19 protein-coding genes are annotated in these 25,446 nt (G+C 35.9%); 8 read left to right on the top strand and 11 right to left on the bottom strand.

Features of this window, described 5'->3' with window-relative positions:
* Window positions 1-134: 134 nt before the first annotated feature.
* Window positions 135-590 (top strand): hypothetical protein, encoded by a 456-nt coding sequence (locus ACMA47_RS06755; protein ID WP_413929182.1) that lies wholly within the window; start codon window positions 135-137, stop codon window positions 588-590.
* A gap of 123 nt (window positions 591-713) precedes the next feature.
* Here the strand turns inward: ACMA47_RS06755 and ACMA47_RS06750 are convergent, their stop codons facing one another.
* Window positions 714-3,056, bottom strand: a complete 2,343-nt coding sequence (locus tag ACMA47_RS06750; protein ID WP_413929181.1) for a TonB-dependent receptor domain-containing protein — start codon at window positions 3,054-3,056, stop codon at window positions 714-716.
* A gap of 93 nt (window positions 3,057-3,149) precedes the next feature.
* Between ACMA47_RS06750 and ACMA47_RS06745 the strand changes: the two genes are divergently transcribed.
* Window positions 3,150-5,951: a GH92 family glycosyl hydrolase gene (locus tag ACMA47_RS06745; RefSeq protein WP_413929180.1), complete on the top strand. Its 2,802-nt coding sequence runs from the start codon at window positions 3,150-3,152 to the stop codon at window positions 5,949-5,951.
* A gap of 13 nt (window positions 5,952-5,964) precedes the next feature.
* Window positions 5,965-6,735, top strand: a complete 771-nt coding sequence (locus tag ACMA47_RS06740; protein ID WP_413929179.1) for a hypothetical protein — start codon at window positions 5,965-5,967, stop codon at window positions 6,733-6,735.
* Window positions 6,736-6,781: 46 nt separating this feature from the next.
* Here ACMA47_RS06740 and ACMA47_RS06735 read toward each other — a convergent pair whose 3' ends face one another.
* Both ACMA47_RS06735 and ACMA47_RS06730 read right to left on the bottom strand, forming a co-directional pair.
* Window positions 6,782-7,504: a phytanoyl-CoA dioxygenase family protein gene (locus tag ACMA47_RS06735; protein WP_413929178.1), complete on the bottom strand. Its 723-nt coding sequence runs from the start codon at window positions 7,502-7,504 to the stop codon at window positions 6,782-6,784.
* Between the two features lie 6 nt (window positions 7,505-7,510).
* Window positions 7,511-8,761: a dicarboxylate/amino acid:cation symporter gene (locus ACMA47_RS06730; protein WP_413929177.1), complete on the bottom strand. Its 1,251-nt coding sequence runs from the start codon at window positions 8,759-8,761 to the stop codon at window positions 7,511-7,513.
* 220 nt (window positions 8,762-8,981) lie between these two features.
* Between ACMA47_RS06730 and ACMA47_RS06725 the strand changes: the two genes are divergently transcribed.
* The 4 genes from ACMA47_RS06725 (at window position 8,982) to ACMA47_RS06710 (ending at window position 14,901) form a co-directional block, all read left to right on the top strand.
* Window positions 8,982-9,470 carry a BON domain-containing protein gene (locus ACMA47_RS06725; protein WP_413929176.1) on the top strand — a complete coding sequence of 163 codons (489 nt, stop codon included), beginning with the start codon at window positions 8,982-8,984 and terminating at the stop codon, window positions 9,468-9,470.
* Window positions 9,471-9,476: 6 nt separating this feature from the next.
* Complete coding sequence (locus tag ACMA47_RS06720; RefSeq protein ID WP_413929175.1) at window positions 9,477-9,896, top strand: SH3 domain-containing protein; 420 nt, start codon at window positions 9,477-9,479, stop codon at window positions 9,894-9,896.
* Window positions 9,897-9,992: 96 nt separating this feature from the next.
* Window positions 9,993-12,761: an outer membrane beta-barrel protein gene (locus ACMA47_RS06715; protein WP_413929174.1), complete on the top strand. Its 2,769-nt coding sequence runs from the start codon at window positions 9,993-9,995 to the stop codon at window positions 12,759-12,761.
* 280 nt (window positions 12,762-13,041) lie between these two features.
* On the top strand, window positions 13,042-14,901 hold the full coding sequence (locus ACMA47_RS06710; RefSeq protein ID WP_413929173.1) for a CocE/NonD family hydrolase: 1,860 nt from the start codon (window positions 13,042-13,044) through the stop codon (window positions 14,899-14,901).
* Between the two features lie 141 nt (window positions 14,902-15,042).
* On the opposite strand, the gene ACMA47_RS06705 is transcribed toward ACMA47_RS06710, so the two are convergent.
* From ACMA47_RS06705 to speB, 3 genes are all read right to left on the bottom strand, one after another.
* Complete coding sequence (locus ACMA47_RS06705) at window positions 15,043-15,651, bottom strand: alpha-ketoglutarate-dependent dioxygenase AlkB family protein (RefSeq protein ID WP_413929458.1); 609 nt, start codon at window positions 15,649-15,651, stop codon at window positions 15,043-15,045.
* A gap of 392 nt (window positions 15,652-16,043) precedes the next feature.
* Window positions 16,044-16,886 (bottom strand): bifunctional helix-turn-helix domain-containing protein/methylated-DNA--[protein]-cysteine S-methyltransferase, encoded by an 843-nt coding sequence (locus tag ACMA47_RS06700; protein ID WP_413929457.1) that lies wholly within the window; start codon window positions 16,884-16,886, stop codon window positions 16,044-16,046.
* Between the two features lie 70 nt (window positions 16,887-16,956).
* Window positions 16,957-17,814: an agmatinase gene (gene speB, locus ACMA47_RS06695; protein WP_034699217.1), complete on the bottom strand. Its 858-nt coding sequence runs from the start codon at window positions 17,812-17,814 to the stop codon at window positions 16,957-16,959.
* Window positions 17,815-18,026: 212 nt separating this feature from the next.
* Here speB and ACMA47_RS06690 point away from each other — a divergent pair, with 212 nt between their 5' ends.
* Window positions 18,027-18,686 (top strand): HAD family hydrolase, encoded by a 660-nt coding sequence (locus ACMA47_RS06690; protein ID WP_413929172.1) that lies wholly within the window; start codon window positions 18,027-18,029, stop codon window positions 18,684-18,686.
* Window positions 18,687-18,879: 193 nt separating this feature from the next.
* Here ACMA47_RS06690 and ACMA47_RS06685 read toward each other — a convergent pair whose 3' ends face one another.
* From ACMA47_RS06685 to ACMA47_RS06665, 5 genes are all read right to left on the bottom strand, one after another.
* Entirely contained in the window at window positions 18,880-20,274 is a 1,395-nt protein-coding gene (locus tag ACMA47_RS06685; protein WP_034699213.1) for a decarboxylase, read from the bottom strand.
* A 122-nt stretch (window positions 20,275-20,396) separates the two neighbouring features.
* On the bottom strand, window positions 20,397-21,272 hold the full coding sequence (locus ACMA47_RS06680) for a tyrosine-protein phosphatase (protein WP_413929171.1): 876 nt from the start codon (window positions 21,270-21,272) through the stop codon (window positions 20,397-20,399).
* Between the two features lie 184 nt (window positions 21,273-21,456).
* Window positions 21,457-22,104 carry a thiamine diphosphokinase gene (locus ACMA47_RS06675; RefSeq protein ID WP_413929170.1) on the bottom strand — a complete coding sequence of 216 codons (648 nt, stop codon included), beginning with the start codon at window positions 22,102-22,104 and terminating at the stop codon, window positions 21,457-21,459.
* Complete coding sequence (locus tag ACMA47_RS06670) at window positions 22,094-22,663, bottom strand: cob(I)yrinic acid a,c-diamide adenosyltransferase (RefSeq protein ID WP_034699206.1); 570 nt, start codon at window positions 22,661-22,663, stop codon at window positions 22,094-22,096. The genes ACMA47_RS06675 and ACMA47_RS06670 overlap by 11 nt, the downstream gene beginning before the upstream one ends.
* A 192-nt stretch (window positions 22,664-22,855) precedes the next feature.
* Complete coding sequence (locus tag ACMA47_RS06665) at window positions 22,856-25,276, bottom strand: TonB-dependent receptor plug domain-containing protein (RefSeq protein ID WP_413929169.1); 2,421 nt, start codon at window positions 25,274-25,276, stop codon at window positions 22,856-22,858.
* Window positions 25,277-25,446 lie beyond the last annotated feature (170 nt).

The raw sequence follows: 25,446 nt of genomic DNA, 5'->3' as shown, positions 1-25,446 counted from the left end.
CAAATTTACGGATTTTTTCGGTAATTTAGAATCAATAAAATCTATAATATCAGGTGATAAATCAGATCGTTAAAAATTTCTTATTTCTGATTTTTTCATTCTGATACCACGACCAATCCCAGAAAGCAATTGATATGAAAACGACTTCCTATCCTTCCAAATACGCACAGCCAAAAGGAATCTTTACCGTTGGAAAGACAAAATTCAAATGGTATGACCTCGCCAGTGATCCTTCAGAAGTTTCCCAACAGGATATTGATAATGCACAATTGTGTATTGAAAATGCTGAAGAAAATTTTAAAAACATCGATGATCTCGGATTCGTTATTATGCATCGTTGTGGAAAAAACTATCTTCTGTTAGTCTGCACATGGCGAAGTGAAAATGAATTGTGGGAAAGCGTGTATTATGATGGTTCCGGAAAATTTGAAATATGGGACCGAAACAAAACCCATCTTCCGACTTACTGTGTCTGGGAAATGGGCATTGTCTATCATGAATCTCAGTCCTGGAAAAAATTTCTTGGTTCCGGACGAGAAGAAAAAGACAAAGAGGAATATCTCAATGATTTCTTTGAGGGGGAAGTGTAGAAATTTTCTGTATTGTCATTGCCCTTGCTGAATTTCCGGTTTCTGACGAAGGAAGAGATTCTTCATTCCACTCCGTTTCATTCAGAATGACATGAATCATAAAAACGATTTAACTCCAGAGTATTAATTCGCTCTGTTTTTTTCATCAAACCTTACATTACGATCCATTCCTTTTACTTTTTTGTTTCCAAAAGTATAGGTTGCAGATACGGTAAGTCTTCTGGCGTCGTAGTAATTATTATAGGAATGCGTTCCTGTAGTATAATAAATTTCTCCCAGACTTTTGCCTTGCTTTAAGATATCTGAAACAAATATATTCAGCTGAAGGCTTTTTTCCATAAGATTCAGTTTCACCCCTGAAGTAAGATTTCCTGCAAACTTCATATAGGAATTTCCGGAATTGGAAGGCAGACGGAACCAGTAATTCAGAATCAGCTGCACTGTTTTACTTGAGTTAAGTGATATATTATTCTGAAAATCGAAATCATAACTGTTTCCTTTTCTGGCAAGAGCATCGGTTGCAAAAACATCCGTATTCATATAAGAATAATTGGCCGAGTAATTGGCTTCCCATTTTTTGAAAAAAGTATCAGAGTAATTAAGCGAAACTCCCATGCTGTTCTGGTTGTAATAATTTTCAAAAGTACTTACCCTGTTTTCTCCTTTCAGAGTTGCCAACTGACTAAATGCTTCCTCGGTTCTCTGAAAATAAGCTGATGCCGATAATTTTCCTTTATACACATAGGAAAGTTCAAAATTATGATTGATAGAAGGCTTCAGGAAAGGATTTCCGGTAAAATAAGAATTGATATTGATATACCAGCGGTAGGGATTGATCGCCCGAAATCCTGGTCGGTTGATTCTTTTGGAATAATTCAGGTTGAAAGTATGATTTTCATCGCTTTTATAGCTGATATAGGCCGTTGGGAAAAATTTTCCGTACGAATTTTCAGTCTGCTGTCCTGAAGTTAAAGAGTTTCCGTTGACCACCGAATATTCGTAGCGTAAACCTGCTTTTGCGGACCATTTTTCGTTGAATGATTTTTCAAAACTGATATAAGCTGCATAATTTTTCTCGTTATATTCAAATTCATTGCTTTTCAAAGGATCTGTAATATATTCTCCATTTGTCAGGTTCTGATAAAATATACTGGAATTATTATCAAAATTCGTGAATTTGACACCCGCTTCTGTTTTTGCAAACTGATAAGGCAATGTAAGATCTGCCTGTCCGGAATAAATTTTATAATCTACCATAGACGGTGATTTTACAACAAATCTATCACCCGAACTCTCTGTAGTTGTAAAATCAATCGTTGTTTCCGGAGTATTGGAAAAATAATTTCCTGTGATACTCAGCTTATTATCCTGTTTTCCGAATTTCAGATCATAATAAGCACTGGCTGTATGTTGTCTTCCTGTAGCTCTATGCTCTGCATCGGTGAGAAGTGTATTGGTATAAATCCCATTCTGGAAATAGTTTGAAGTATTCCTGATATCCATATTGGAATGTCCGAATCCGAAATCATAAATAAACCCGATACTGGACTTCTTACTCAACTGATAATCCAGACTTAAATTGGCACCAAGTCCATCTCCGAAATCCCTTCTGTTGTCATTACTTTTAAGACCGTCTGCTCCTTCTATCCAATAGTTTTCATAGGAATGTTTTTCATTTTTATTTTGTCTCAGCTTTAACGAAGAGCGTAGTTTTTCATTCTGATAATTGACCGTTACACTGTTTGAATTCCCGGTATAGGTCTGCTGCTGAAGACTACTGGTAAAACTTCCACTCCATCCCAGATTCTGATTTTTCTTTAAAACAATATTGATCAGTCCACTGTTTCCCTGCGCTTCATATTTGGCAGGAGGAGCTGTAATGACTTCAATTTTTTCTATATTTTCAGATCTGAGACTTTTCAGATAGGTAACCAGTTCTGCATCTGACAAATTCAGAATTCTGTCGTTGATCATGACCGCTACGCCACTTTTTCCAACAATGGAAACGCCTGTATTATCATCTACTTTCACTAATGGTGTTGTGGCAAGAGCATCCACAGCATCCATACCCTGTGAGGCAACAGAATTAGAAACATTAAATATGAGTCTGTCTGCTTTTCTCTCAATCAGTTTTTTTCTGGCAGTAAGTGTTACCCCTTCAATCTGTTTTTCTTTCTTTTTTTCAACAAAAAAATCCTGTTTTACATCTCCGTTGATGGTAATACTTTTATTGGATATTTCAATGCCATCCTGTATAAGTGTAATAGTATAATTCCCATTTTCTGAAAGCTTCAGTGAGTAATTTCCTTTTTCATCTGAAATAGCAGAGTGCTTCTTCTGATCTTTTACTGCGATCACCTCAACGTAAGCAGCGGTATTTCCGGTTTGGGTGATCTTTCCTGCTATACTTTGAGCCAATACAACAGTGGGCAACAGCATGATTACGGCTAGAACTATCTTCTTCATGAATTATATCGTTTTTAATAAGACAAGCCGTAGTCTTCTTTTATTACATCTCTTTTCCTGTTTTTCAATATCTTCGTTCTTTAAAATCAAAACATGAAAAAAGGGCTTATTGCATTTTCCATCTATATTACTCAGATCATTTCTGCACAGAATTATTCTCAATATGTCAATCCAATGATAGGAACCGGAGGCCATGGCCACACTTTTCCGGGGGCAATCGTCCCTTTTGGAATGGTACAGCTTTCTCCCGATACCAGAATTGACGGAAGTTGGGACGGATGCAGCGGATACCATTATTCGGATTCTGTCATCTATGGTTTTTCTCATACGCATTTAAACGGTACAGGAGTTTCGGATTATGGAGATATCATGCTGATGCCCACAATGGGAAACCCAAGCCTGAGCAGCAAAGACTATTCTTCAAAATTTTCGCATAAAAATGAAAAAGCAACCGCAGGATTCTATGCTGTCAAATTAGATAAAAATAATATTGATGTTCGCCTTACAACCACAAAAAGAGTCGGTTATCATGAATACACTTTCAACAATGCAGGAAATGCCAATATCATTTTAGACCTCAACCACAGAGATAAACTTCTGGAGGGTGAAGTGAAAATCATTGATGATAAAACCATTGAGGTTTTCAGACGAAGTGAAGCATGGGCAACCAACCAATACATCTACGCGAGGATTGAGTTTTCAAAGCCTATGAAAATTTCAAAAAAAGAGACCAATGGAAAAGAAGAAGACAATCTTTTTACGGGGACAAAACTTGCACTGGCATTTTCAGCTAACGTTAAAAAAGGAGAAAAGATCAATGTAAAGGTTTCTATTTCTCCCACTGGCTATGAAGGAGCAGGAAAGAATATGCTGGCAGAAGGAACATCTAGTGATTTTGAAGCAGTAAAAAAACAGGCAGAAACGAATTGGGATAAAGAACTTTCCAAAATTGAGGTGAAATCTGATGATAAAAACAAATTAGCCATTTTTTATACCGCTCTTTATCATGTTTTCACACAACCCAACATTAATATGGATGTTGATGGAAAATACCGAGGCAGGGATAACAAGCTTTATACTACCAATGGTTTTGATTATTATACCGTATTCTCACTTTGGGACACTTTCAGAGGCGCTCATCCGCTGATGACTTTAATTGACAGAAAAAGAACTTCCGATTTTATCAATACCTTCATTAAACAATACGAACAGGGAGGAAAACTTCCGGTATGGGAACTGGCTTCCAATGAAACGGAATGTATGATTGGTTACCACTCTGTTTCTGTAATTGCGGATGCAATGGCGAAAGGAATTCAGGGGTTTGATTATGAAAAAGCATTTCAGGCTGCGAAAGGTTCTGCCATGCAGGATATTTTCGGATTGAATGCTTATAAACAGAATAATTACATCAGCATAGATGACGAGCATGAAAGTGTTTCCAAAACCGTAGAATATGCCTATGACGACTGGTGTATTGCTCAGATGGCAAAAATTTTAGGCAAAAAAGATGATTATCAGTATTTCATGAAACGTTCTCAGAACTGGAAAAACCTTTACAATTCTAAAACAGGCTTTATGCAGCCGAGAAAAAACGGAAACTGGTATGAACCTTTTGATCCGAGAGAAGTCAACAACAATTATACAGAAGGAAACTCATGGCATTATTCTTATTCCGTACAGCAGGATATTCCGGGGCTTATTGCAGCGCATGGAGGGAAAGAAAAATTTGAACAATTCATTGATGCTATTTTTACCGCTCCTGATAAAACAACAGGAAGAGAACAAGTGGATATCACAGGATTGATGGGACAATACGCCCAGGGAAATGAACCAAGCCATCATATTGCCTATCTATACAATTTCGTAGATAAGCCAGAAAAAACAGATGTCAAAATCAAATACATCCTTGATAACTTCTATAAAAATACTCCTGACGGATTGATCGGAAATGAAGACTGTGGCCAGATGAGTGCATGGTATGTTTTAAGCTCAATGGGAATTTATTCTGTAACTCCGGGATTACCGGAATGGGAAACAACAACGCCCTATTTTGATGAAATTAAAATTCATCTTGAAGACGGTACTACAAGAACGATTACCAAAAATACCAGCAAAGCTGAACTTAAAAAACTGGGGTTCGAAAATGTAAAACCTGTTAAAGATTTTAAATATGCTGAACAAACCGCTTCACCGGTAATTGCCGCTGACAGAATCTTTGATTTTTCTACCAAAGTAGAAATCACACCACTGAATGCCAATGACAAAGTGTATTACATGACGATGGATGAAAGTGACAGCAATAAAAGAAAGACGTTCTCAACTTATAAAGGACCATTCTCCATCACCAAAACCACTCAGGTAATGGCTTATGCTGAAAAAAACGGAGAAAAAAGTTCTGTAACCACAGCTCATTTCAACAGAAGACCTAATTACTGGGATATTAATATTCTGTCAAAAGTGACTCCACAGTACAGTGCTACCGGAAACCTGGCTCTTATTGACGGAATCAGAGGAGATGTGAATTGGAGAAAGGGTGAATGGCACGGATATCAGGGACAAAATTTTGAAGCTATTATTGATTTTAAATCCCCTCGGAACATAAAATCATTATCTTCCACTTACCTTCAGGACAGCAGAGCATGGATTCTGATGCCTAAAAAAGTAGAATATTATGCCTCCATGAATGGAAAAGATTTTGTTCTTCTGAAAACGGTTGACAATGATATTGATCCTAAGGACGAGAAAGTACAGATCAAAGACTTTTCTACGGAAATTCTTCCTACTGAAGCCCGATATATTAAAGTAAAAGCTTACTATTTCGGAAAACTTCCGGAATGGCATCAGGGAGCGGGCGGTGATGCTTATGTCTTTATTGATGAAATTGCTGTGAAATAAAAAAACAACACCTATGAAAAAATTATCATTACTACTCTTTTTACTTTTAAGTATTATAAAAGTTTCAGCTTGTAAATGTGTATATGAAACCTTAGCACACAATTATCAAAATTCTGAATTTGTAGGTATTATCAAAATTTTGAAAGTATATGACGAAAATACTGAGCAAAGAACCTATAAAGCAGATATTGAAATTGAAAAAGTATATAAGGGAGCTAAAACATTCAAAACAATGAATGTGAGAGGACTCATTGGAAATTCCTATTCCGGAGCTTGTGAAATTGATGTCCTGCCCAATGAAAGATATCTGATCTTTTTAAACCAATACAATAACACCTATTCCATTTCATCCTGTACTCCAAAATCAAAACTGGAAAATAAACCAACAAAAGTTGAAAAATCGTGGCTTAAAAATCTGGAAAAAGCCTTTACTTATTTAAATAATAATTCATTCAGGTTTATAGGCTTACAATTTACCCGTTGCTATGATGAATTCCAAACTGAATATAGATCTGATTTATCAAAGATCAGTGGATTCAAGCCTAAACAGCCTTTTGCCATCTATAAAGTAAAAATAGATGATACATCAAAAATTCAGGAAATTACTCCTGTCACAACTTTTGGAAGTAAGGATAATATGATCGAAAATATACTGAAAACAAAGATGAAAGTCTCCACACCGACATCTTTCTGGGATCCCAACCCAAAAGAAGGCCTGCTATTTCTCTCCTATCATAAAGAAAATATAGACAAGCCGTATGGTGAAATCATCTCCTGTGATTAATACTAAAATAAACCCTTCTTCAGAATTTTGAAGAAGGGTTTATTTTTCAATTCATTCTTTCCGACCATTGCAGGACTTCCGGAAGTTCGATATCAGAAAATTCGATGTGAATGACTCTTCTTTTCTTTCCGTTCGTTGTTCGGTTAGAGCCGTGAAGCGTTAAAGGTTTTATCAGCATAATTCCACCTTTTTCTACGTTGCAGATTTCTTCGGTTTCCACGGTCCAGTCGATGGTTTCCGGTCTGTAAATACCTTTTGCATGAGATTTGGGAACTACTTTCAATGCTCCGTTATTTTCATCGGTATCATCCAGGTGAATTCTAATGGTGTAGATATTTTCCAAAACGTTGAGTGGAGGCTGTACTGCAAACTGATTTTGTTTGGTGGTCCACGGTCCGAAATTTTCCAATTCAAGCTTTTTATCTACAGAAATCGTCAGATCCTGATGATAGGCCACATACCAATTGGAGGTTTCAGGCTTATCAAAATAGATACTTTTAACCACAAAATATTTTTCTCCAAAGATTTCCTTTATCACTTTCCTGATGTTTTCATTAAACACAAGATCTTTGATTTCCGGAACTTCCTTTAAAAACTGTCTGATGGCAAAAAGGTCTTCAGACTTTCTAAAATTTTCTTTTGAAGTGTCTATATTATGCAGAACAACATTAATGTCTTCCAGTTCTTTCTGTGAAAACACATCATTGATAACAGCAAAGCCATATTCTTCAATATGGCTTTTATGATTTTCTAAGTTATGTAAACTCATCAATATTTAAATTTTGTCTAATGGTTCAGTTAACTGTCCTTCCCATTTTGAAACCGCGGTGGTTGCCAGCGTATTTCCAAGTACGTTCGTCATACTTCTACCCATATCACAGAAATGGTCAATTGGTAAAATCAAAGCAATACCTTCCGGCGGAATACCAAACATTGAACATGTTGCCACAATAATTACCAGAGAAGCTCTCGGAACTCCGGCAATTCCTTTTGAAGTAAGCATTAATACCAAAAGCATGGTGATCTGCTGCCCCAGAGTCATTTCGATTCCGTAGATCTGTGCAATGAAGATTGAAGCAAATGTCATGTACATCATACTTCCATCCAGGTTGAATGAATATCCTAATGGTAAAATAAAAGATACTACTCTGCTGTTACACCCGAATTTCTCTAGTTCTTCCACCAATTTAGGGAATACCGCTTCTGAACTTGTAGTAGAGAAAGCTATCAACAATGGTTCTTTAATTCTTTTTAAAAGATCAAAAAGACGGTTTCCTAAGATGAAATATCCTACCAGTAAAAGCACCAGCCAAAGAACTCCTATAGCAAAGAAGAAGTCTCTTAAATAAATAGCATATACTTTAAAGATTTCAAAACCATTGGTTGCTACTACCGCTGCAATAGCTCCTAGTACTCCAAGTGGAGCAAACCACATGATATACCCTACCATTTTAAGAATAGCATGAGCAATAATATCAAATAGTTTCACAACAGGTTTAGCATATTCTTCTCCAAGATTAGCCAAAGCAACCCCAAACATTACTGCAAATACAACAATCTGCAATACTTCGTTGGTAGCAAAGGCTTCAAATAAACTTTTAGGAATCATGTGTTTTACGAAGTCTTCCATGGAAAAACTTTTGCTGCTTTTAAGAAGTTCATCAGCAGAAGCAACATCCTGAATCGGTAATTTTGTAACATGTCCCGGCTCCAGCCAGTTAACAAGGATTAACCCGATAAAAAGAGAAATCAGAGAAGCGGAAATAAACCAAAGCATTGCTTTTGTTCCTACTCTCCCGATCATTTTGATATCACTCATTTTGGCAATCCCTACTACTAATGTCGTAAAAACCAATGGAGCAATAATCATCTGTACCAATCTGATAAAAACTGTTCCCAACAGTTTTATATTTTTAGAAAATGGTTCTGCACTATCCGGATAGCTTATGTGTACAATACCTCCAATTCCTACTCCCAGAAGAAGTGCAATGATAATTGCTATAAAAAGTTTATTCTGTCCTTTCATATATATAGTTCAATTTGCGCAAATATAATGGTTTTTCAATTGGCAGAAGATTTTCTTCTATAGAGTTGAATTTTACATTAAGTTTTTAATCCCTGAAAATTAAAACCCTGGTTTAGAAAATATTGTAAAAAAATTAAGAAACATTTATTGAATTTTTATTCTTTTGGTACAAATTTTATTATTACATTTGAGTGTATAACAACATTAATAAATATACAATATGAAAAAAACTATTGCAATGGCTGCATTAGCTGTAGCTGTATCTTTCGGTGCTATTTCTTGTAAAAAGAAAGTTTCTGATGCCGACCTTCAGACTCAGGCTACAACTATAGTAACTTCTAATCCCAATGCTTCTGTTGAAGTAAAAGAAGGTGTAGCTCACTTAAGCGGTACTTTCGCAGATCAACAGTCTAAAGACGCAATGATTGCCAAATTAAAATCAATCAGCGGAGTAAAAGATGTAATGGATATGTCTACTATAGCTGCTCCTGCACCTGCAGCACCAGTGGAAACAGCTTCTGCTGTAGATCCTGCTGTTCAGAAAAAAGTTCAGGATGCGGTGAAGGATTTCCCTTCTGTAAAAGTAGAAGTTGTAAACGGACAGCTTACTCTTACAGGAAATGTTTCCGGCTTACAGGCTAGAAAAATCAAAGAATCTGTAGATGCTTTGAAAATCGGAAAGTATAACAACAACCTAATCGTAAAATAATTTAAGATGAGCGAATTACAAGATAAATATTCAAGCGTAGTTTCAGCGGCACAGTCTGCAGGGATCTCCAATCTTCAGGTTCAGGAGCAGGACGGAATTCTTTATGTTTCCGGAAGTGCTTCCAATACTGCGGCTAAAGATGCTGTATGGAATGCTCTGGGAGCTATTGATTCTACTTATTCTGCTTCAGATATCAATATTGATGTACAGGTTGCAGGTTTGGTTTCAGGTGCTTCTTTAACAGTGGCTACTGAAGAATCTAATCTTAACATCAGACAGGAACCTTCTACTGAAGCTGCCGTTGTAGGTAAAGCTGCCAAAGGTTCTTCTGTAACTCTTATTGAGCAAACTTCTGATGACTGGTGGAAAGTAAAAAATGCTGACGGCCAGGAAGGATATGCTTACTCAAGATATTTAAGAGCATAATTTTTATTAAAAAATAATAAATTTTCACAAAAAAAGCATAGAGACATCCCAACTTTGGGATGTTTTTATATTTTTACGGCTCCGAAAAAAAAACTAATGAAGAAAACTCTGTTGCTATTGACTTTGATGTTCACAGTCATTATTCTGCACGCCCAAAAGTTACACATTGACGGAAAAATATCCGATTCTGAAAAGAAAGCGATAGAAAATGCCACCGTCTATCTTTTGAAACAAAAAGATTCATCCATTATCAATTATACGGCAACCAATAGGGAAGGGAAATTCTCGCTGAAGATTGATGATATGAAAGAACCTTCCATTCTTAAAATTGATGCTGATAAATTATCTTCCTATTCAAAAAAATTTGAGAAAATAGATCAGTCGCTATCTCTGGGAGATATTCAGCTTGAGAAACAAGGTATTGTGAATAAAATTGATGAAGTAAAAATCACCGTTTCTCCGGTAAAAATTAAAAAAGATACTATTGAATTTAGTGCAGCCGCTATCAAAGTACGACCTGACAGTAAAATTGAAGAGCTTCTGAAGCAGATTCCCGGTGTAGAAATAAGCAATGAAGGAAAGATTACCGTGAATGGCAAAGAAGTAGACCAAATCATGATTAATGGTAAGCCTTTCTTTGATAAAGACGGTAAAATTGCCCTTCAGAATTTACCTGCAGATATCATCAAAAATATTCAGTTTACGACCACCAAAACAAAGGAAGAAGAACTCAGCGGAAAAACAGCCAAATCTCAGAATACTACCATCAACTTTAATATTGATGAAAAGAAAAATAAAGGGTTACTAACCAGACTTACGGTCGGTTATGGATCAGACAAGCGATATGAAGCAAGCGGACTGGCGAGTTATTTTAAAGGGGATACGAAAATAAGTTTATTGGCTTCTTCCAATAACATCAATTCACAGGGATTTTCGAGAGATGAGGTTTTTGACAGCATGGGAAATGGCAGGAATGCCTGGATGATGCAGGGAGGATCTGTTTCCACGGTAGGAAATGTGACTTACTATAACCAGGGAGGTGGCACGAAAGGAATTCAAAGGTCTACAACAATCGGGTTAAACTACAGTGACAAGCTGGGAAAAGATGCCGATCTGGATTCCTTCAGTCTGATGCATTCTGACTCCAATACGGAAACAAGGTCTAAAGTTTCAAGATCTACTCTACTCCCTACTTACACGCTTCAGACCAATTCTGAAAGCAATGGAGAAAATGAGTCCAAACAATACAGCTTTGATACTTCGGCTAAAATCAAGCTGGATTCTATGACAAGTATCTACCTTTCTCCAAGATTTACTAAAAACAGCAGTTTTAATTTTAATAATTCACGTTCATCTACTTTAAATAATGGCAAACTTGTGAATGAAAGTAATGCTTATTCAAGTAATGATTCGGAAAGCAATTCATTTAATCCATACCTCTATTTTTCTAAAAAATTCAAGAAAAAAGGTCGTTCGATTTCAGCCAATATGAACAGCTCTATATCAGAATCCAGAAGGGATAACCTGAACCAGTCTCAAAACACATTCTATCAATCCAATGGAACATCAACAGACAACAGGGATCAATTAGCCAAAAATAAAAATCAGAACAGCAGTTTCAATTTCAATGCCGGATATACAGAACCTATTTCCGATTCGTCCAGTGTAAGTTTTGAGGTAAAATATGAAACCCGATCTTCCAGAGATTTGAGAAATGTAAATGATTTTGATAATACGACAGGAGATTATACTAAATTCAATCAGCTTTTATCCAATAATATGAAGCAGAGAATCAACCAGATCTCTCCTGAGTTCACTTACCAGCTTAGCAAAAAGAAACTGAATTTCTGGGCTTCCATGAATCTTGATATTTCGGATATGAAAGTAAACTCAATCTATAACGGTCAGCAATATGACCTGCAGAAAAATTTTGTACTTCCCCAATATAATGTGAACCTTTACTATCAACTGTCAGAAGGAAAAACCTTAAACTTTTACAACTATTCCAACTTCACCATTCCGACAGCAGAACAACTGACTCCTTATAAAGATGAATCCAATCCTTTGATTACCTATCAGGGAAACCCTGACTTAAAAAATACCTGGACCAACAATCTTTATGTGTATTTCAATAATTATAATAAAGTGAAAGAGCTCAGCTACTATTTCAATATTGGTTTTACGTACAGAAATAATGATATCATCAATTTTTCCACCTATGATAATGCAGGAAAACAGGTGATCACTTATGACAACGTAAGCGGAAATAAAAGCATCAATGCCGGCGGAGGTTTCAGTAAAGTATTGAAATGGAAGAATAATAAACTTATTATCAATCCAAGATTCACCATGAATTATGCTTACAATAACGGTTTTATTGATGGACAATCTTTCACCAGCAATTCTTATAATCTAAACCCAGGTCTTAATCTTACCTATGAAATCAAGGATAAAATGACGATTAAGCCCTCTTACAGACTTGGATATAGCTTCTCCAATTATACTAATTACAATGTAACCAATGTAAATACAGCGAATCAGTCATTAAAACTTGAACTGACGAATTATATGCTTAAAGGCAGATTGGTGTTTGGAAACGATTTTGAATATAATACCAATTCGAATATTGCTCCTGGCTTTAAAAAGGATTTCTACTTCTGGAATACCAGCCTTGGATATTCATTCTACAAAAAACAGTTTACAGCAAAAGTAAAGGTATATGACGTTTTAAATCAGAATCAAAGCGTGAGAAGAACCATCACAGATTCTTACTTCGAAGACCGTGAAGACCTTATCCTGAAACGATACATCATGTTCTCCATCAGCATGAAACTGAATAAGTTTGCAGGTAAAAAAATGCAATAAAGCAACACCATACTTTTATATATATTTTGATAATGGCCGGATCTTTCCGGCTATTTCTATGAATAAACTGAGACTCAACCCTGAACTCCATTACAACTGAAGACGTAATATTCCCCTCCTCCGGAGGGGTGGCGAAAATTCAAAGAATTTTTGACGGGGTGGTTTACAACGAAATATTATCATCATACTCATCCAGATAAATACTGACAACAACAACCTTTTAAACAAGATTGATCAATAAACCTGTTTTTATTTTTAAATTAGCGGTAAATTTTTTTTTATGAAAATCCATATTTCAGTATTATGTATTCTTTTTTTCATTCTTGGAAAAGCTCAGAAAACGGAACAGAAAGATAATTTCGTTAAAGACAATTTCACCAAGAAAGAATTTTATATTCCCATGCGTGATGGAGTGAAGCTTTTCACAGCCGTATATATCCCGAAAGATATATCCAACAAAAGCAAATATCCATTTCTGATGCAGAGAACCTGTTACAGCATTGCTCCTTACGGAGAGAATGAATATAAAACTAAAGTAGGTCCCAATACCTATCTTATGAAAGACAAGTATATTTTCGTATATCAGGATGTGCGTGGAAGATACATGAGTGAAGGCACTTTTACCAATATGACTCCGCAGGTGGAGCGCAAAACCAAAAAAGATGTGGATGAAAGTACAGACACCTATGATACCATCGAATGGCTTTTGAAAAATGTGAAAGATAACAATGGTAAAGTCGGCCAGTTTGGAACATCATACCCAGGATTCTATACTGCTGTAGGAACTTTGTCACAGCATCCGGCTTTGGTAGCTTCTTCGCCTCAGGCTCCTATTTCTGATTTCTGGAATGACGACTTCCTTCACAACGGAAGATTTATGCTAGGCTATTTCAGAACATTTCCTGTTTTTGGGGTTCAGAAAACACAACCGGAAAAGCAGGCATGGTATATGGATTCTTTCATCAAGCAGACTTCTGAAGATGGATTAAAATTCTACAGAGATATGGGTACTCTGAAAGATGGGTATGAAAAATATTACAAGAATAATTTCTTCATGACAGAAATTATGAATCATACCAACTACGATGAATTCTGGCAAAAAAGAGGTCTTCTTCCTCACCTGAAGAATATCAACCATGCTGTAATGACAGTGGGCGGATGGTTTGATGCTGAAGATCTTTCTGGTCCTCTGAATATTTATAAAACTATCGAAAAAACTAGCCCTAAGGCCAAAAATACAATCGTAATGGGACCTTTCTCCCATGGCGGCTGGTCTCAGGAGCAGGGAAAACATTTCCACAGTGAAACATATTTTGGAGACAGTATTGCTACTTACTACCAAAAAAATATTGAAACCAGATTCTTTAATCATTATCTGAAAGGCAATACCAAAGAAGATGCAGGACTTCCTGAAGCACTGATGTATGACACAGGAGCTAAAGAATGGAAAGAATTTGCTTCTTACCCACCGAAAAATGCACAGAAAGTGAATTTCTATCTGGCAGATAAAACCTTGAAAAAATCATCAGGACAAGGCTATTCTGAATATTACAGTGATCCTAACAATCCTGTGTTGAGTTCAGATCACTTAAAAGATTTTAATGGATTCACTCCAAAAAACTATATGTCGGAAGATCAGAGATTTGCTGTCGGAAGACCAGATGTGTTAACGTTTACTACCGATGTATTAACTGATGATATTACATTTGCCGGAGAGATCATGGCTAAACTGAATATTGCATCCACTTCTACAGATGCTGATTTTGCAGTAAAATTAATTGATGTTTACCCTGAAGATTTTAAACCTACTGAAAAGAAAGACGGTGTTATCTATGGCAACTACCACCAGATGGTAAGAAGTGAGATTATGCCTGCAAGATTCAGAAATACCAAAGAAAAGGGTGAAGCTTTGGTTCCTAACCAGAAAACGGCTGTTAATTTCAGACTTCAGGATGTGGTTCATACGTTCAAAAAAGGACACAAAATCCAGATTCAGATCAGCAGTACGTGGTTCCCGCTTTTCGCAATCAACCCTCAGAAATTTATGGATAATCCGAATTTTGCCAATAAAGAGGATTACACCAAGGCATTTATTAAAGTATATAATGACAGCTCTATTGAAGCTGAAGTTTTAAAATAAATTGAAAAAGCTGTTCAAATGAACAGCTTTTTATTTTTGAATATTTACAGTTTATTTTTTAGGTTTTGGCTAAAGCCAGATGAATTTGTTGTTTTTGTTCAAGTGGGCTAAAGCCCACTTCTATTGATGGAGATGATAAGCTTATTCTTCAATGGTTCTGAAAGTCAGGTTCACTCTTGGTGTCTTCACTTTTGTGGTGGGAGGAAGCCTGTGAAGCCAGTTGTCTTGTGTAGTTCCCTTCATAATTAATAAGCTTCCGTTTTCAAGAAATATTTCTACCTTTTCTTTGGTCGTTTTATGCTTGAATAGAAACTTTCTTTCCGCTCCAAAGGTCAAAGAGGCAATAGCTCCATGTTTCTTCAGATCCGTTTCGCCATCGCTGTGATAAGCCATTCCTTCACTTCCGTCATGGTATAAATTGAGTAAACATGAATTGTAGGTCTCTCCTGAAACTTCTTCGCATTTTTTCTTCAGTTCCAATAATTCCGGAGTCCAGAATTGGGCATATTTTGTTCGTTTCGAATAGGTATATTCAAAAGCTTTCACTCCAAACCAGGCTACTTTCCTTTTGGTTAAAATCAGTTTTCCAAAAATTAATGCTTCATCATTTTCCCACGGAATCTGGTTGAGCAGATAATCATAGTAAAAATCTGATTGTTCTTTTGAGAAAACCTTGCCGTAGTAATGAACGGTTCCGTCGTGTGGAAGGATATTGAGAGGATAATCTGATATTTCTTCGAAGAGGCTCATCATAGTTTTTTAATTAAATGCTTTATTTTGTAAAAAGTACAATGTAAAATGTATTGATGACTTTTATATTTAAACACAAATAACACCAATGTTTTTCACAAATGACACGAATTTTTATATCAATAGGAATGGGCTTTAGTCCGTTTAATAGAATGATTCAACAATCCATTGGCTTTAGCCACAATTTAAATTTAATATTTTTCAACCGCAAAAGTCACAAAAGATTCTTTCATTAAACACAAATGACACCAATGTTTTTCACTAATGACACAAATTGTTATATCAATAGAGATGGGCTTTAGCCCATTTAACAAAAAAATAATATAATCCATTGGCTTTAGCCAAAACTTAATAATTGTAGAAGCCTTTTGTACCTTTTGTAGTAAAATATTTTACGAGTAAATATGTGATCCTTCCCAACCTACAATCAGCTGTTTCCTATCACTTCCCCAGCGATAGCCACCAAGATGCCCTGTAGACTGAATCACACGGTGACATGGAATAAGAAATGCAACCGGATTACTTCCAATAGCCGTTCCAACAGCTCTGGATGCTTTAGGATTTCCAATTTTTTCTGCCAGGCTGCCATACGTAGACAGTTTTCCCATCGGAATGGTCAATAGACTTTCCCATACTTTCAACTGAAAATCGGTTCCTTTTAAGTGTAATTTTATTGTGTTGAGTTTTGTCCAGTCTTTATCGAATATGGACAGTGCATTCTTTTGAAGAGCATCCTGTTTTTCAATAAAAGAAGCATTAGGGAACTTTTGTTTCAGTTCCCCGAATGCTCTTTCTTTATCGTCTTCAAAAGCCATATAGCAGATTCCTTTTTCTGTAGAAGCTACTAAAATATTTCCGAAAGGACTTTCAGAAAAACTGTAATGAATACTGAGGCTTTTTCCTCCGTTTTTATATTCTGCCGGAGACATTCCTTCAATCTTTACAAACAGATCATGAAGCCTGCTGGTACTGGAAAGTCCTGTCTCATAAGCGGTATCAAACAAACTTGCTTTTTCTTCCTTCAATAAATTTTTAGCATGTTCAAGACTGATGAACTGTAAAAATTTTTTCGGACTTGTTCCTGCCCAATCTGTAAAGATCTTCTGAAAATGAGCCGGACTCAAGTGAATATTCTCTGCCACTTCCTCCAAACTTGGCTGAAGCCTGAAATTGCTCTGGATATATTCTATCGCTTTGGCAATTCTGTTATAATCTATCTGACTTTGTGTGGACATCATATTATTGTTTTTACCTCACAAATTTCCAAAGAATATACGGCAGAAAAAATCCGATTCTTGCGGAATATTAGTTGTTGTTATAAATATCGTAGTAAGCAAGCATTTTGTAATATAGCTTAGCAGAAAGGAAAGCCGTTGGCTTAGCCATTGGAGAATCCATTAACTCTACAATATCAAATGCTACTACATTACATTTTTCAAATACTTTTCTTAATAATTCCAGCGTTGGATACCATTGTAACCCACCTGGCTCAGGAGTTCCTGTAGATGGTGCAATAGAAGGATCGAAAGCATCTAAATCAATCGTGATATACACATTTCCTGATACTTTTTCCAATACATCATTGATCCAGTTTTCGTTGTTTGCGATTTCGTGAGCGAAAAATACTCTTCCTTCCGGTAAATATTCAACTTCTTCAACATCCATAGAACGGATTCCCACCTGTACTAAGTTATGCTTCTGATTAGCCTCAAAAACTGCACAAGCATGGTTGGAAGTAGAACCGTGGAACTCAGGACGTAAGTCTGTGTGAGCATCAAACTGAAGAACAGTAAGGTTTTCGAACTTCTCTCCTACCGCACGGATAGAACCGATAGAAACAGAGTGCTCTCCCCCAAAAAGAGTAAATAATTTACCATCATTGTTCAAAAGTTCTTTTGTTTTCTGATAAACGGCTTCTGTCATTGCTTCCGGTGAAGAATTTTCAGAAACTTCTCCTGCTAAGTAAACTCCCTGTAGATAAGGTTCTGTTTGAGTTTCAATATCGTAAAGCTCCATGTTTTCAGAAGCGTTTAAGAATAATTCCGGACCTTTATCAGCTCCTTTACCCCATGTTGAAGTTCCATCATAAGGAACAGTTACCAACATTACTTTCGAATTCTCTAACGTTGCGTTTTCCTCGGGAATTCCTGCGTATGTTCTCATGCTTTATTTAAAAATTTTAATGTTTTAAAATTGAAATATTGACCACAAAGATACGAAGAGTTTATGAGTTGGAGAGTAAGAGTGTAGGAGAGTTTATGAGCATCAGAATTTACCACTCGTAGTGTATTATCTGCTACCTAAAACCTATTATCTGTTACCTCTTCCCTTTCCACTCTCAACTCAAATAGCTATTTTTGTACAAAACTCATTATATGCCTTTAAAAGCTGTACTTTTCGATATGGATGGTGTAATTGTAGATACGGAACCATTGCATAGAAAAGCTTATTTCAAAACGTTTGATGAATTGGAAATTGCCGTTTCCGAAGAGTTATACACCTCTTTTACCGGAGCATCAACCAAAAGAGTCTCTGAAACTTTGATTAATGAATTTAATTTAAATCAAACTTATGAAGACATTGCTGGAATCAAAAGATCTCATTTCAAAGATTATTTTTATAATGATGATGAGTTTGACTTAATTCCCGGAGTAAGAAAACTGATTGAGCATTATCACGAAAGTGGAGTTAAACTGATTCTTGCTTCTTCTGCAACAATGGTAACCATCAATATGGTTTTTGAAAAGTTCGGACTGGAGCAATATTTCAGTGGAAAGATCAGCGGCGCCGATTTAAAAGAATCAAAACCTCATCCTGAAGTTTTCTTACTGGCAGCAGAAATGGCAGGAGAACCTGTTGAAAACTGTATGGTGATTGAGGATTCCACCAACGGAATTCTGGCAGCCCACAGAGCAAAAATTTTCTGTGCTGCATACAGAAGTCCACATTCCAAAAATCAGGATTACACGTTGGCAGACACTGTGGTTTCTGATTATGAAGATCTCGAAATTGATAAAGTTTCAAAATATTTTTAAATAAAAAAGCTCTCAGATTCTGAGAGCTTTTGTTTTGTATGTACTTTGTCATCTGAACGAAGTGAAGATTCTTAACTTGGCTTAACTCTTAATCAAAAACTTAATGGTTAAATTTTAAAACATTAAGTTTTATTCAGTGGTTAAGATGATTAAGATGAGATTGCTTTGTCACTTTCGTTCTTCGCAATGACTCTTATTTATAACCAAGAAGTTTCAAGATATCTTCAGGTTCCTGTTTTTCACGGAAAATTTCGTATTGCAACTCACCGTTTTCATCTTTCTGGATCAGGACGTGTCTTGGCTGAGGCATCAGACAGTGGTGTACTCCACCATATCCTCCGATCGTTTCCTGATATGCTCCTGTGTGGAAAAATCCGATGTACAGAGGTTTAGTATCACTGAAGACCGGTAAATAAATTGCGTTGGTATGCTGTTCCGAGTTATAATAATCATCTGAGTCACAAGTCAGTCCACCTAAGAACACTCTCTCATACGTATCTTCCCAACGGTTAAGCGGAAGCATAATAAAGTGTCTTGAGATTGCCCAGGTATCAGGAAGAGTAGTCATGAAAGAAGAATCAATCATATTCCATTTTTCTCTGTCGTTCTGACGTTTCTGAGAAATAATTTTATAAAGATTTGCTCCACTTTCTCCTACGGTAAAGCTTCCGAACTCAGTATAAATATTAGGTTCTTCTACACCTTCCTCTTCACAGAATTTCTTGATCTGAGAAACGATTTCTTCCACCATATACTGATAGTCATAATCAAAGTTCAAAGAAGTTTTGATTGGGAAACCACCTCCGATGTTCAATGAATCTACTTCAGGAGCAATTTTCTTCAAACGTGCATATACACGAAGACATTTGTACAATTCATTCCAATAATAAGAAGTATCTTTAATCCCGGTATTGATGAAGAAGTGAAGCATTTTCAATCTTGCATTCGGGTGTTCAGCGATCTTCTGACTATAGTAAGGAATGATATCTTTATATCCGATTCCTAGTCTTGAGGTATAGAATTCGAACTTCGGTTCTTCCTCTGATGCAATTCTGATTCCGATATTAAAGGTAGAATCGATGCTTTCCGTAAGTTTATCCAATTCTCTGTAGTTGTCAAGAATCGGAGTAATATTTTCAAAACCGCTGTTGATCATATCTGAAATCTTTGTCAGATAATCATCCGTTTTAAAACCATTACAGATTACTTCAATGTTTTTATCTACCTTCTCTTTTTCGTAAAGAGATTTTACAATATCCATATCATAAGCAGACGATGTTTCTATCGAAATATCATTCTTCAGAGCTTCTTCCAATACGAAATTGAAATGACTGGATTTTGTGCAATAGCAATAGGTATAATTCTTTTTATATTCGGTTTTCTCAAAAGCTTCTTTAAACCAGCCTTTCGCTTTCTGAATATTTTGAGAAATTCTCGGCAGGTAGCTAATCTTTAGCGGAGTGCCAAATTGTTCAACCACATCCATCAATGGAATATCGTGAAACAACAAATTGTTCTCAGAAACATTAAATTCCTCCGTAGGAAAATATAATGTCTGATCAATAAGTTCCGAGTACTTTATTTTCATTTCTAAACAAGTGAATTAAGAAATGCAAAATTGCTAAAAAAGTTTCATTTTTAGGTGTTAAAATTATTATAATTTTAAATAAACCCCCAATATTAAATCTTATAGAAATTTATCTCTGATAATCAATACGTAAACTTTTGGATGTATTCATTCCTTTTGGCGTCTGAAATCCCCAATACCTGCTGAATATAGACATCTGTAGAACCATACTTTTTATTAATCTCCTCAAAAGCCGCATCAAGATATCTTTTTTCTACCCAGCTCAGTTTTTCCAGCACCTGTAAATCCATTTTAGGATAAAGGAAATGTAAGGTATTGGCAAGACGAAGTCTCTTCTGAACGAGGTCTTTTCTGTAATTATTGGATAAAAGGTATTCGTTGTAAATAGTCTCTTTTTCAAATTTCAGAATGGTAAGAATTAATGCGGTGGTAATTCCGGTTCTGTCTTTTCCTGCGGTACAGTGATAAAGAATCGGATCTTTGGATTCCAGAATTTCTGTAATAATCTTTTTTATCGTTTCCGGGTTTTCTGTCACATACTCACGATAGAAATCGATCATCCTCTTATCTGCATCGGAAGCGTTTACTTTACCTTTAAGAACAAGTTTCTTGGCCTGAGCTAATTGATCTCCTTCATCTTCAAACGCTGAATATTTTTTATAAACAGTTTCTGAAGGCAGCTGATCAGGTTTCTCAGCAATTTCTTTTGAATTTCTAAGATCAATAATTTCTTTGATTCCTAGTTTTTCAAAATCTTCAAAAGATTTCTTTTTAAGCTTATGAAGATGGGCACTTCTGTAGAATTTTCCTTCTTTTAAGGTTTTTCCATCTGCATTTTTGATATTTCCTACCGTACGGAAATTGGTTACTTTCTTGATATGAATTACTTTTTCAGTTTCATTTTTCCCATATTCCGGTGTTTCAAAATGCTGTGTTTTGCATGAGAAAATACAGCATAATGAAATGGTAAAAACTGATATTTTGATTAGTTTATTCAATATTTTAATAAGTTTTGGCTAAAGCCAATGGATGTATTTATATTTATTAAACGGGCTGAAGCCCGTTTCTATTGATGTAAAAATTCGTGCCATTTGTGAAAAACATTGGTGTAATTTGTGTTTAATGACAGTCTCTTTTTTAAATGGGTAAGGCCAGTTTCTATTGATATATAATTAGATCCTTTTAATAGATTGCAGGATATTCTATCTCCTTCATCCCTACAAAAAACAAAACATCTCCTGATTCGTATTCCACGGAAACCTCATCTTCAACAGCAAAATTCCGGGTTCCTATTCTTGAAGTAATGCTTAAACTTTCATTGGTTAAAGGCCAGTTGAGTCCTTTGGTTGTAATATTATTTACTGATGGAAATGGATAAAGAGAGATCATTCTGTTTTTCACTCCTTTCAGTGTAAAATGATTGGGAATAAAATAATACTCTGAAAACTCATCATAAAATGTAATATTCATTCTATCCTTAAAGCTATAAGCAACGGTAAGATTTCCCAGAAAATGATCCTGTTCGCCTCCACTTCCTCCAAAAACATCAACTTCTGAAAAACCTCTTTCCTGAATAATTTCCAATGCTTTATGAAAATCTGTTTTTTCCTGATCTAACGTAAGGATAAATTTGCCTTCATACATATCTTCATCTGATCCGGAGTGAGAATCAAAATCACCGGATATAAAATCCAGCTTATCCAAAGGAAATCCCATTCTTTTCAAATAATGGAAAGCACCGTCTGTACAGGCAATCAAACCATAGTTTTCCGGATGGGGTAATGATTTTGGAGCATCTCCGTTGATGAAAAGTAATGCTTTATCTCTCATTCGGATTCCAGTATTCTTCCGGTTCGTTGTTCAGTTTTGAAATATATCTGGCCAATACAAAAAGATAATCTGAAAGCCTGTTTAAATATTTAATCAATTCAGGACGTACTTCCTCCGATTCATTCAAAAATACCAATGAACGTTCTGCTCTTCTGCAGATGGTTCTTGCCGCGTGTAAAAAAGTCGCCGATTTTCCTCCACCTGGAAGGATAAAATACTGAAGCGGTTCCAGCTTTTCATCAAAAGCATCCATCCATTGTTCCAGTTCTTCAATTTCTGTTTCTGAAATAATGATCGGAAGACGTGATTTTCCGTTGGCCAACATCAACTTATCCACAGGGGTTGCCGCTTCTGAACCTACGGTGAATAAATCAAACTGGATTTTCTTCAACTGTCTCAACACTTCTTCATCTTCGATATGACTTTTTGCAATCCCGATGAATGAATTCAACTCGTCTATATTTCCATAACTGTCTACTCTTGCACTGGCTTTGGAAACTCTTGTTCCACCGTATAATGCAGTCTGACCTTTATCTCCTGTCTTTGTATAAATTTTCATAGTACTAAAATACCTTTTTTTATACAATGTAAAAAGTAAAATGTAGTAATAACGTCCTATTCTATCTGAAAAAAAATTACCTGACATTCATTAACGTCAGGTAATTTTCATATAGTTTGGTTTTATATCTTTTGAAATTGCTTTCTCATTGTTAAAGCATGACAGGCAAATTCCAATTCCTTTATGTATAGATTAAAAAGTATAATTAACATTTAGCTGAAAAATGGTTCCGTTAAATCCAAACTGATTAACCTCCCAGGGATATCTGAACCTTCCTCCAAGATCCGTCACCACATCTCCTTTGCTGTCTATTACATCCGGGTAAATATTAAATAAATTATTTACAACTCCGGAAACTTTAAGGTCGTTCGTAATTTTATAGGTTAAAACAATGTCTGTAACTACCTTACCGGAGAATGTCTGATCTTTGGTTGGATCAGTGGCATGCTGCCATGTAACCGAACCAAAATACGTATTATTAAGGTTAAAATTAAACTTTGAAATGTCATACGAAAGACTCAGAATCGTTTTAGTTTTTGGTCTTGCAGAGATGATTCTGGATTGTTCTTTTCGATCAAAAAAGTTTTCTGAATAACCATTTTGAGCCAAAATAGGTGGAACGGCAATATTATCTACTATTTTAGTTTCGTTATAATTGAAAGCAGCAATAATTCCCAGTTTTCCTTTGCCAATAGCGGAAGTATAATAATTAGCTACAAAATCTACCCCTTCAGTCACTGTATTTACAGCATTGGTGAAAAACTTCAGGGAGGTTATTTTATTATTGTTTAATATTACTTCCACAGGGTTTGTCAGATCCGGACTTCCCGGAGCACCGGTTTTGTACCCAATATCTCCTGAGAAAAGTACGCGGTCTTTAATTTTTATTCTATAATAATCTGCTGTAATAGTAAGGTTTTTAAAAGGTTTTAAGGCAAATCCTCCTGTAATGTTAAAGGCTTTTTCAGCATTTAATTTAGGTACCCCAAGGTCAGATCTTATAATTTGAGAGTCGTTATTAAAAGTACCCTGATTAGCTACCGTATTCCCTGTAATTTTAGTTTGAACATTGGAATAATAAATCTGGTGTAATGAAGGGGCACGGAATCCTGTAGAAACAGATCCACGGAAAACCAATTTATCATCTAGCAACTTATACCTTGCATTTCCCTTCCAGGAAACATTATTTCCGAAATCACTGAAATTTTCATACCTCACCGTTCCTCCGACTAATAAGTTTTTTGTAACATCCCATTCCGCATTCAAATAAGCTCCGATATTCTGACGGTTTTTATTGACTTCATTTTGAGGCTGCAGTCCCGGAAATGATTCTGCACCACTTCCTATATAAGACGCTTCTTCTCCTGCCCTTGCCTGATAATTTTCATTACGCACTTCAGCTCCGGCTCCTAAAACAAGCGCACCAAAATCCCGGCTGATATCTACGTTTCCTATAATATTACTGAACTGGTGCCCACCTGCTTTAAAATAAGTTGGGGAATTTGCACCTAAAGAAGTATTAATGGTATTTGCTACAGCATAATCTACGGCATTAGAACCAAAGGTTGCACTCCCATCAAAATTCCATTTTCCAAACATACCTTTCCATCCGGAAGTTAAATTATAATCGTAAACATCTGTTTTAAATTCCGGTTGAAATCCGTTGTAAGCCTGTCCTTTTGGAGTTAATAAACCAAAATCTGAAGTTACCCAATACGGTGTTCTATATAAAGCAAAGCTGGTCCCACTTCTGTAGGTTGTCCCCCCAAAAGCATAAAATTTGCCCGTTTCACCTGTTGGCAACTCAAAATTGACAAACATATTGCCCACTTTGGTCTCCGGCTGCCCTATAATCATTCCTAAACCGGGATTGGCCTGAGTCCAGGCATTATCCACACCAAAAAGTTCATCTTTTGTAACAGAACCTGCGCGGTTCGTTTTATTTTGAGAGGAAAATCCGAAGGTAAGATTCAGACTTCCGGTTTTTGCTACTTTGATTCCTGTATTAAAATCTGCTCCGATATTAAAACCGTCTCCTTTTGAAGTAATACCTGAAAAAAGATTGACGGTGCTTTTTCCAACACTGTTCTTAAGAATAATATTAATAACTCCTGCAATAGCATCAGATCCGTACTGTGCAGATGCTCCATCCCTCAATACCTCTACGTTTTGCAAGGCTGCTGAAGGAATACTTTTCAGATCTGTTCCTACTTCACCTTTTCCCGGGGTATCATTTACGTAAATTAAAGCACTTTGATTTTTTCTTTTACCATTCACCAACACTAATGTTCTGGAAGGTCCTAATCCTCTTAAATCTGCAGGATCAAAGTGAGCTGTTGCATCAGAAACGGTTTGTTGTGATGAATTGAAAGAGGGAACGGCATAGGTTAAAGCTTTATCAAAAGTAACCTGCCCTGTGGATTTTAATTGTACGGCGGAAATATTATCAATAGGAATCGCTGAGGTAATGATGGTTCTGGGCTTGGTTCTACCCGTGGTAACTACCACTTCATCTATTTTATTTTGTTTTATGCTGTCCTGAGCATATCCCATTGCACCAGCTCCGCTTAATACTAATGCATAGATTTTTCCATTAAATAAACTATTTTTCATGTCAATTGTTAATTATTCAATAAATCTAATAAAAAAATCAACATTAAACATAAAAACAAAACATATAATAACAATTTGATTTCATATTTGCGAAAATTATACCATTTCACAAAAACAACAATTGTTCTACAAAACATAAATTGATTTATTAATAACATGAAAAAAAATAA

Source organism: Chryseobacterium sp. T20, assembly GCF_047345655.1.
Lineage (GTDB): Bacteria > Bacteroidota > Bacteroidia > Flavobacteriales > Weeksellaceae > Chryseobacterium.
This window is presented reverse-complemented; position numbering and strand designations above follow the sequence as displayed.

What these genes read in the sequence shown, in the direction of transcription:
- ACMA47_RS06675 (WP_413929170.1), bottom strand. Translation starts at nt 22,104, where the DNA reads ATGAGAGATAAAGCATTACTTTTCATCAACGGAGATGCTCCAAAATCA.
- ACMA47_RS06755 (WP_413929182.1), top strand. Translation starts at nt 135, where the DNA reads ATGAAAACGACTTCCTATCCTTCCAAATACGCACAGCCAAAAGGAATC.
- ACMA47_RS06725 (WP_413929176.1), top strand. Translation starts at nt 8,982, where the DNA reads ATGAAAAAAACTATTGCAATGGCTGCATTAGCTGTAGCTGTATCTTTC.
- ACMA47_RS06700 (WP_413929457.1), bottom strand. Translation starts at nt 16,886, where the DNA reads ATGTCCACACAAAGTCAGATAGATTATAACAGAATTGCCAAAGCGATA.
- ACMA47_RS06665 (WP_413929169.1), bottom strand. Translation starts at nt 25,276, where the DNA reads ATGAAAAATAGTTTATTTAATGGAAAAATCTATGCATTAGTATTAAGC.
- ACMA47_RS06745 (WP_413929180.1), top strand. Translation starts at nt 3,150, where the DNA reads ATGAAAAAAGGGCTTATTGCATTTTCCATCTATATTACTCAGATCATT.
- ACMA47_RS06735 (WP_413929178.1), bottom strand. Translation starts at nt 7,504, where the DNA reads ATGAGTTTACATAACTTAGAAAATCATAAAAGCCATATTGAAGAATAT.
- ACMA47_RS06710 (WP_413929173.1), top strand. Translation starts at nt 13,042, where the DNA reads ATGAAAATCCATATTTCAGTATTATGTATTCTTTTTTTCATTCTTGGA.
- ACMA47_RS06705 (WP_413929458.1), bottom strand. Translation starts at nt 15,651, where the DNA reads ATGAGCCTCTTCGAAGAAATATCAGATTATCCTCTCAATATCCTTCCA.
- ACMA47_RS06715 (WP_413929174.1), top strand. Translation starts at nt 9,993, where the DNA reads ATGAAGAAAACTCTGTTGCTATTGACTTTGATGTTCACAGTCATTATT.
- speB (WP_034699217.1), bottom strand. Translation starts at nt 17,814, where the DNA reads ATGAGAACATACGCAGGAATTCCCGAGGAAAACGCAACGTTAGAGAAT.
- ACMA47_RS06740 (WP_413929179.1), top strand. Translation starts at nt 5,965, where the DNA reads ATGAAAAAATTATCATTACTACTCTTTTTACTTTTAAGTATTATAAAA.
- ACMA47_RS06750 (WP_413929181.1), bottom strand. Translation starts at nt 3,056, where the DNA reads ATGAAGAAGATAGTTCTAGCCGTAATCATGCTGTTGCCCACTGTTGTA.
- ACMA47_RS06720 (WP_413929175.1), top strand. Translation starts at nt 9,477, where the DNA reads ATGAGCGAATTACAAGATAAATATTCAAGCGTAGTTTCAGCGGCACAG.
- ACMA47_RS06730 (WP_413929177.1), bottom strand. Translation starts at nt 8,761, where the DNA reads ATGAAAGGACAGAATAAACTTTTTATAGCAATTATCATTGCACTTCTT.
- ACMA47_RS06670 (WP_034699206.1), bottom strand. Translation starts at nt 22,663, where the DNA reads ATGAAAATTTATACAAAGACAGGAGATAAAGGTCAGACTGCATTATAC.
- ACMA47_RS06690 (WP_413929172.1), top strand. Translation starts at nt 18,027, where the DNA reads ATGCCTTTAAAAGCTGTACTTTTCGATATGGATGGTGTAATTGTAGAT.
- ACMA47_RS06685 (WP_034699213.1), bottom strand. Translation starts at nt 20,274, where the DNA reads ATGAAAATAAAGTACTCGGAACTTATTGATCAGACATTATATTTTCCT.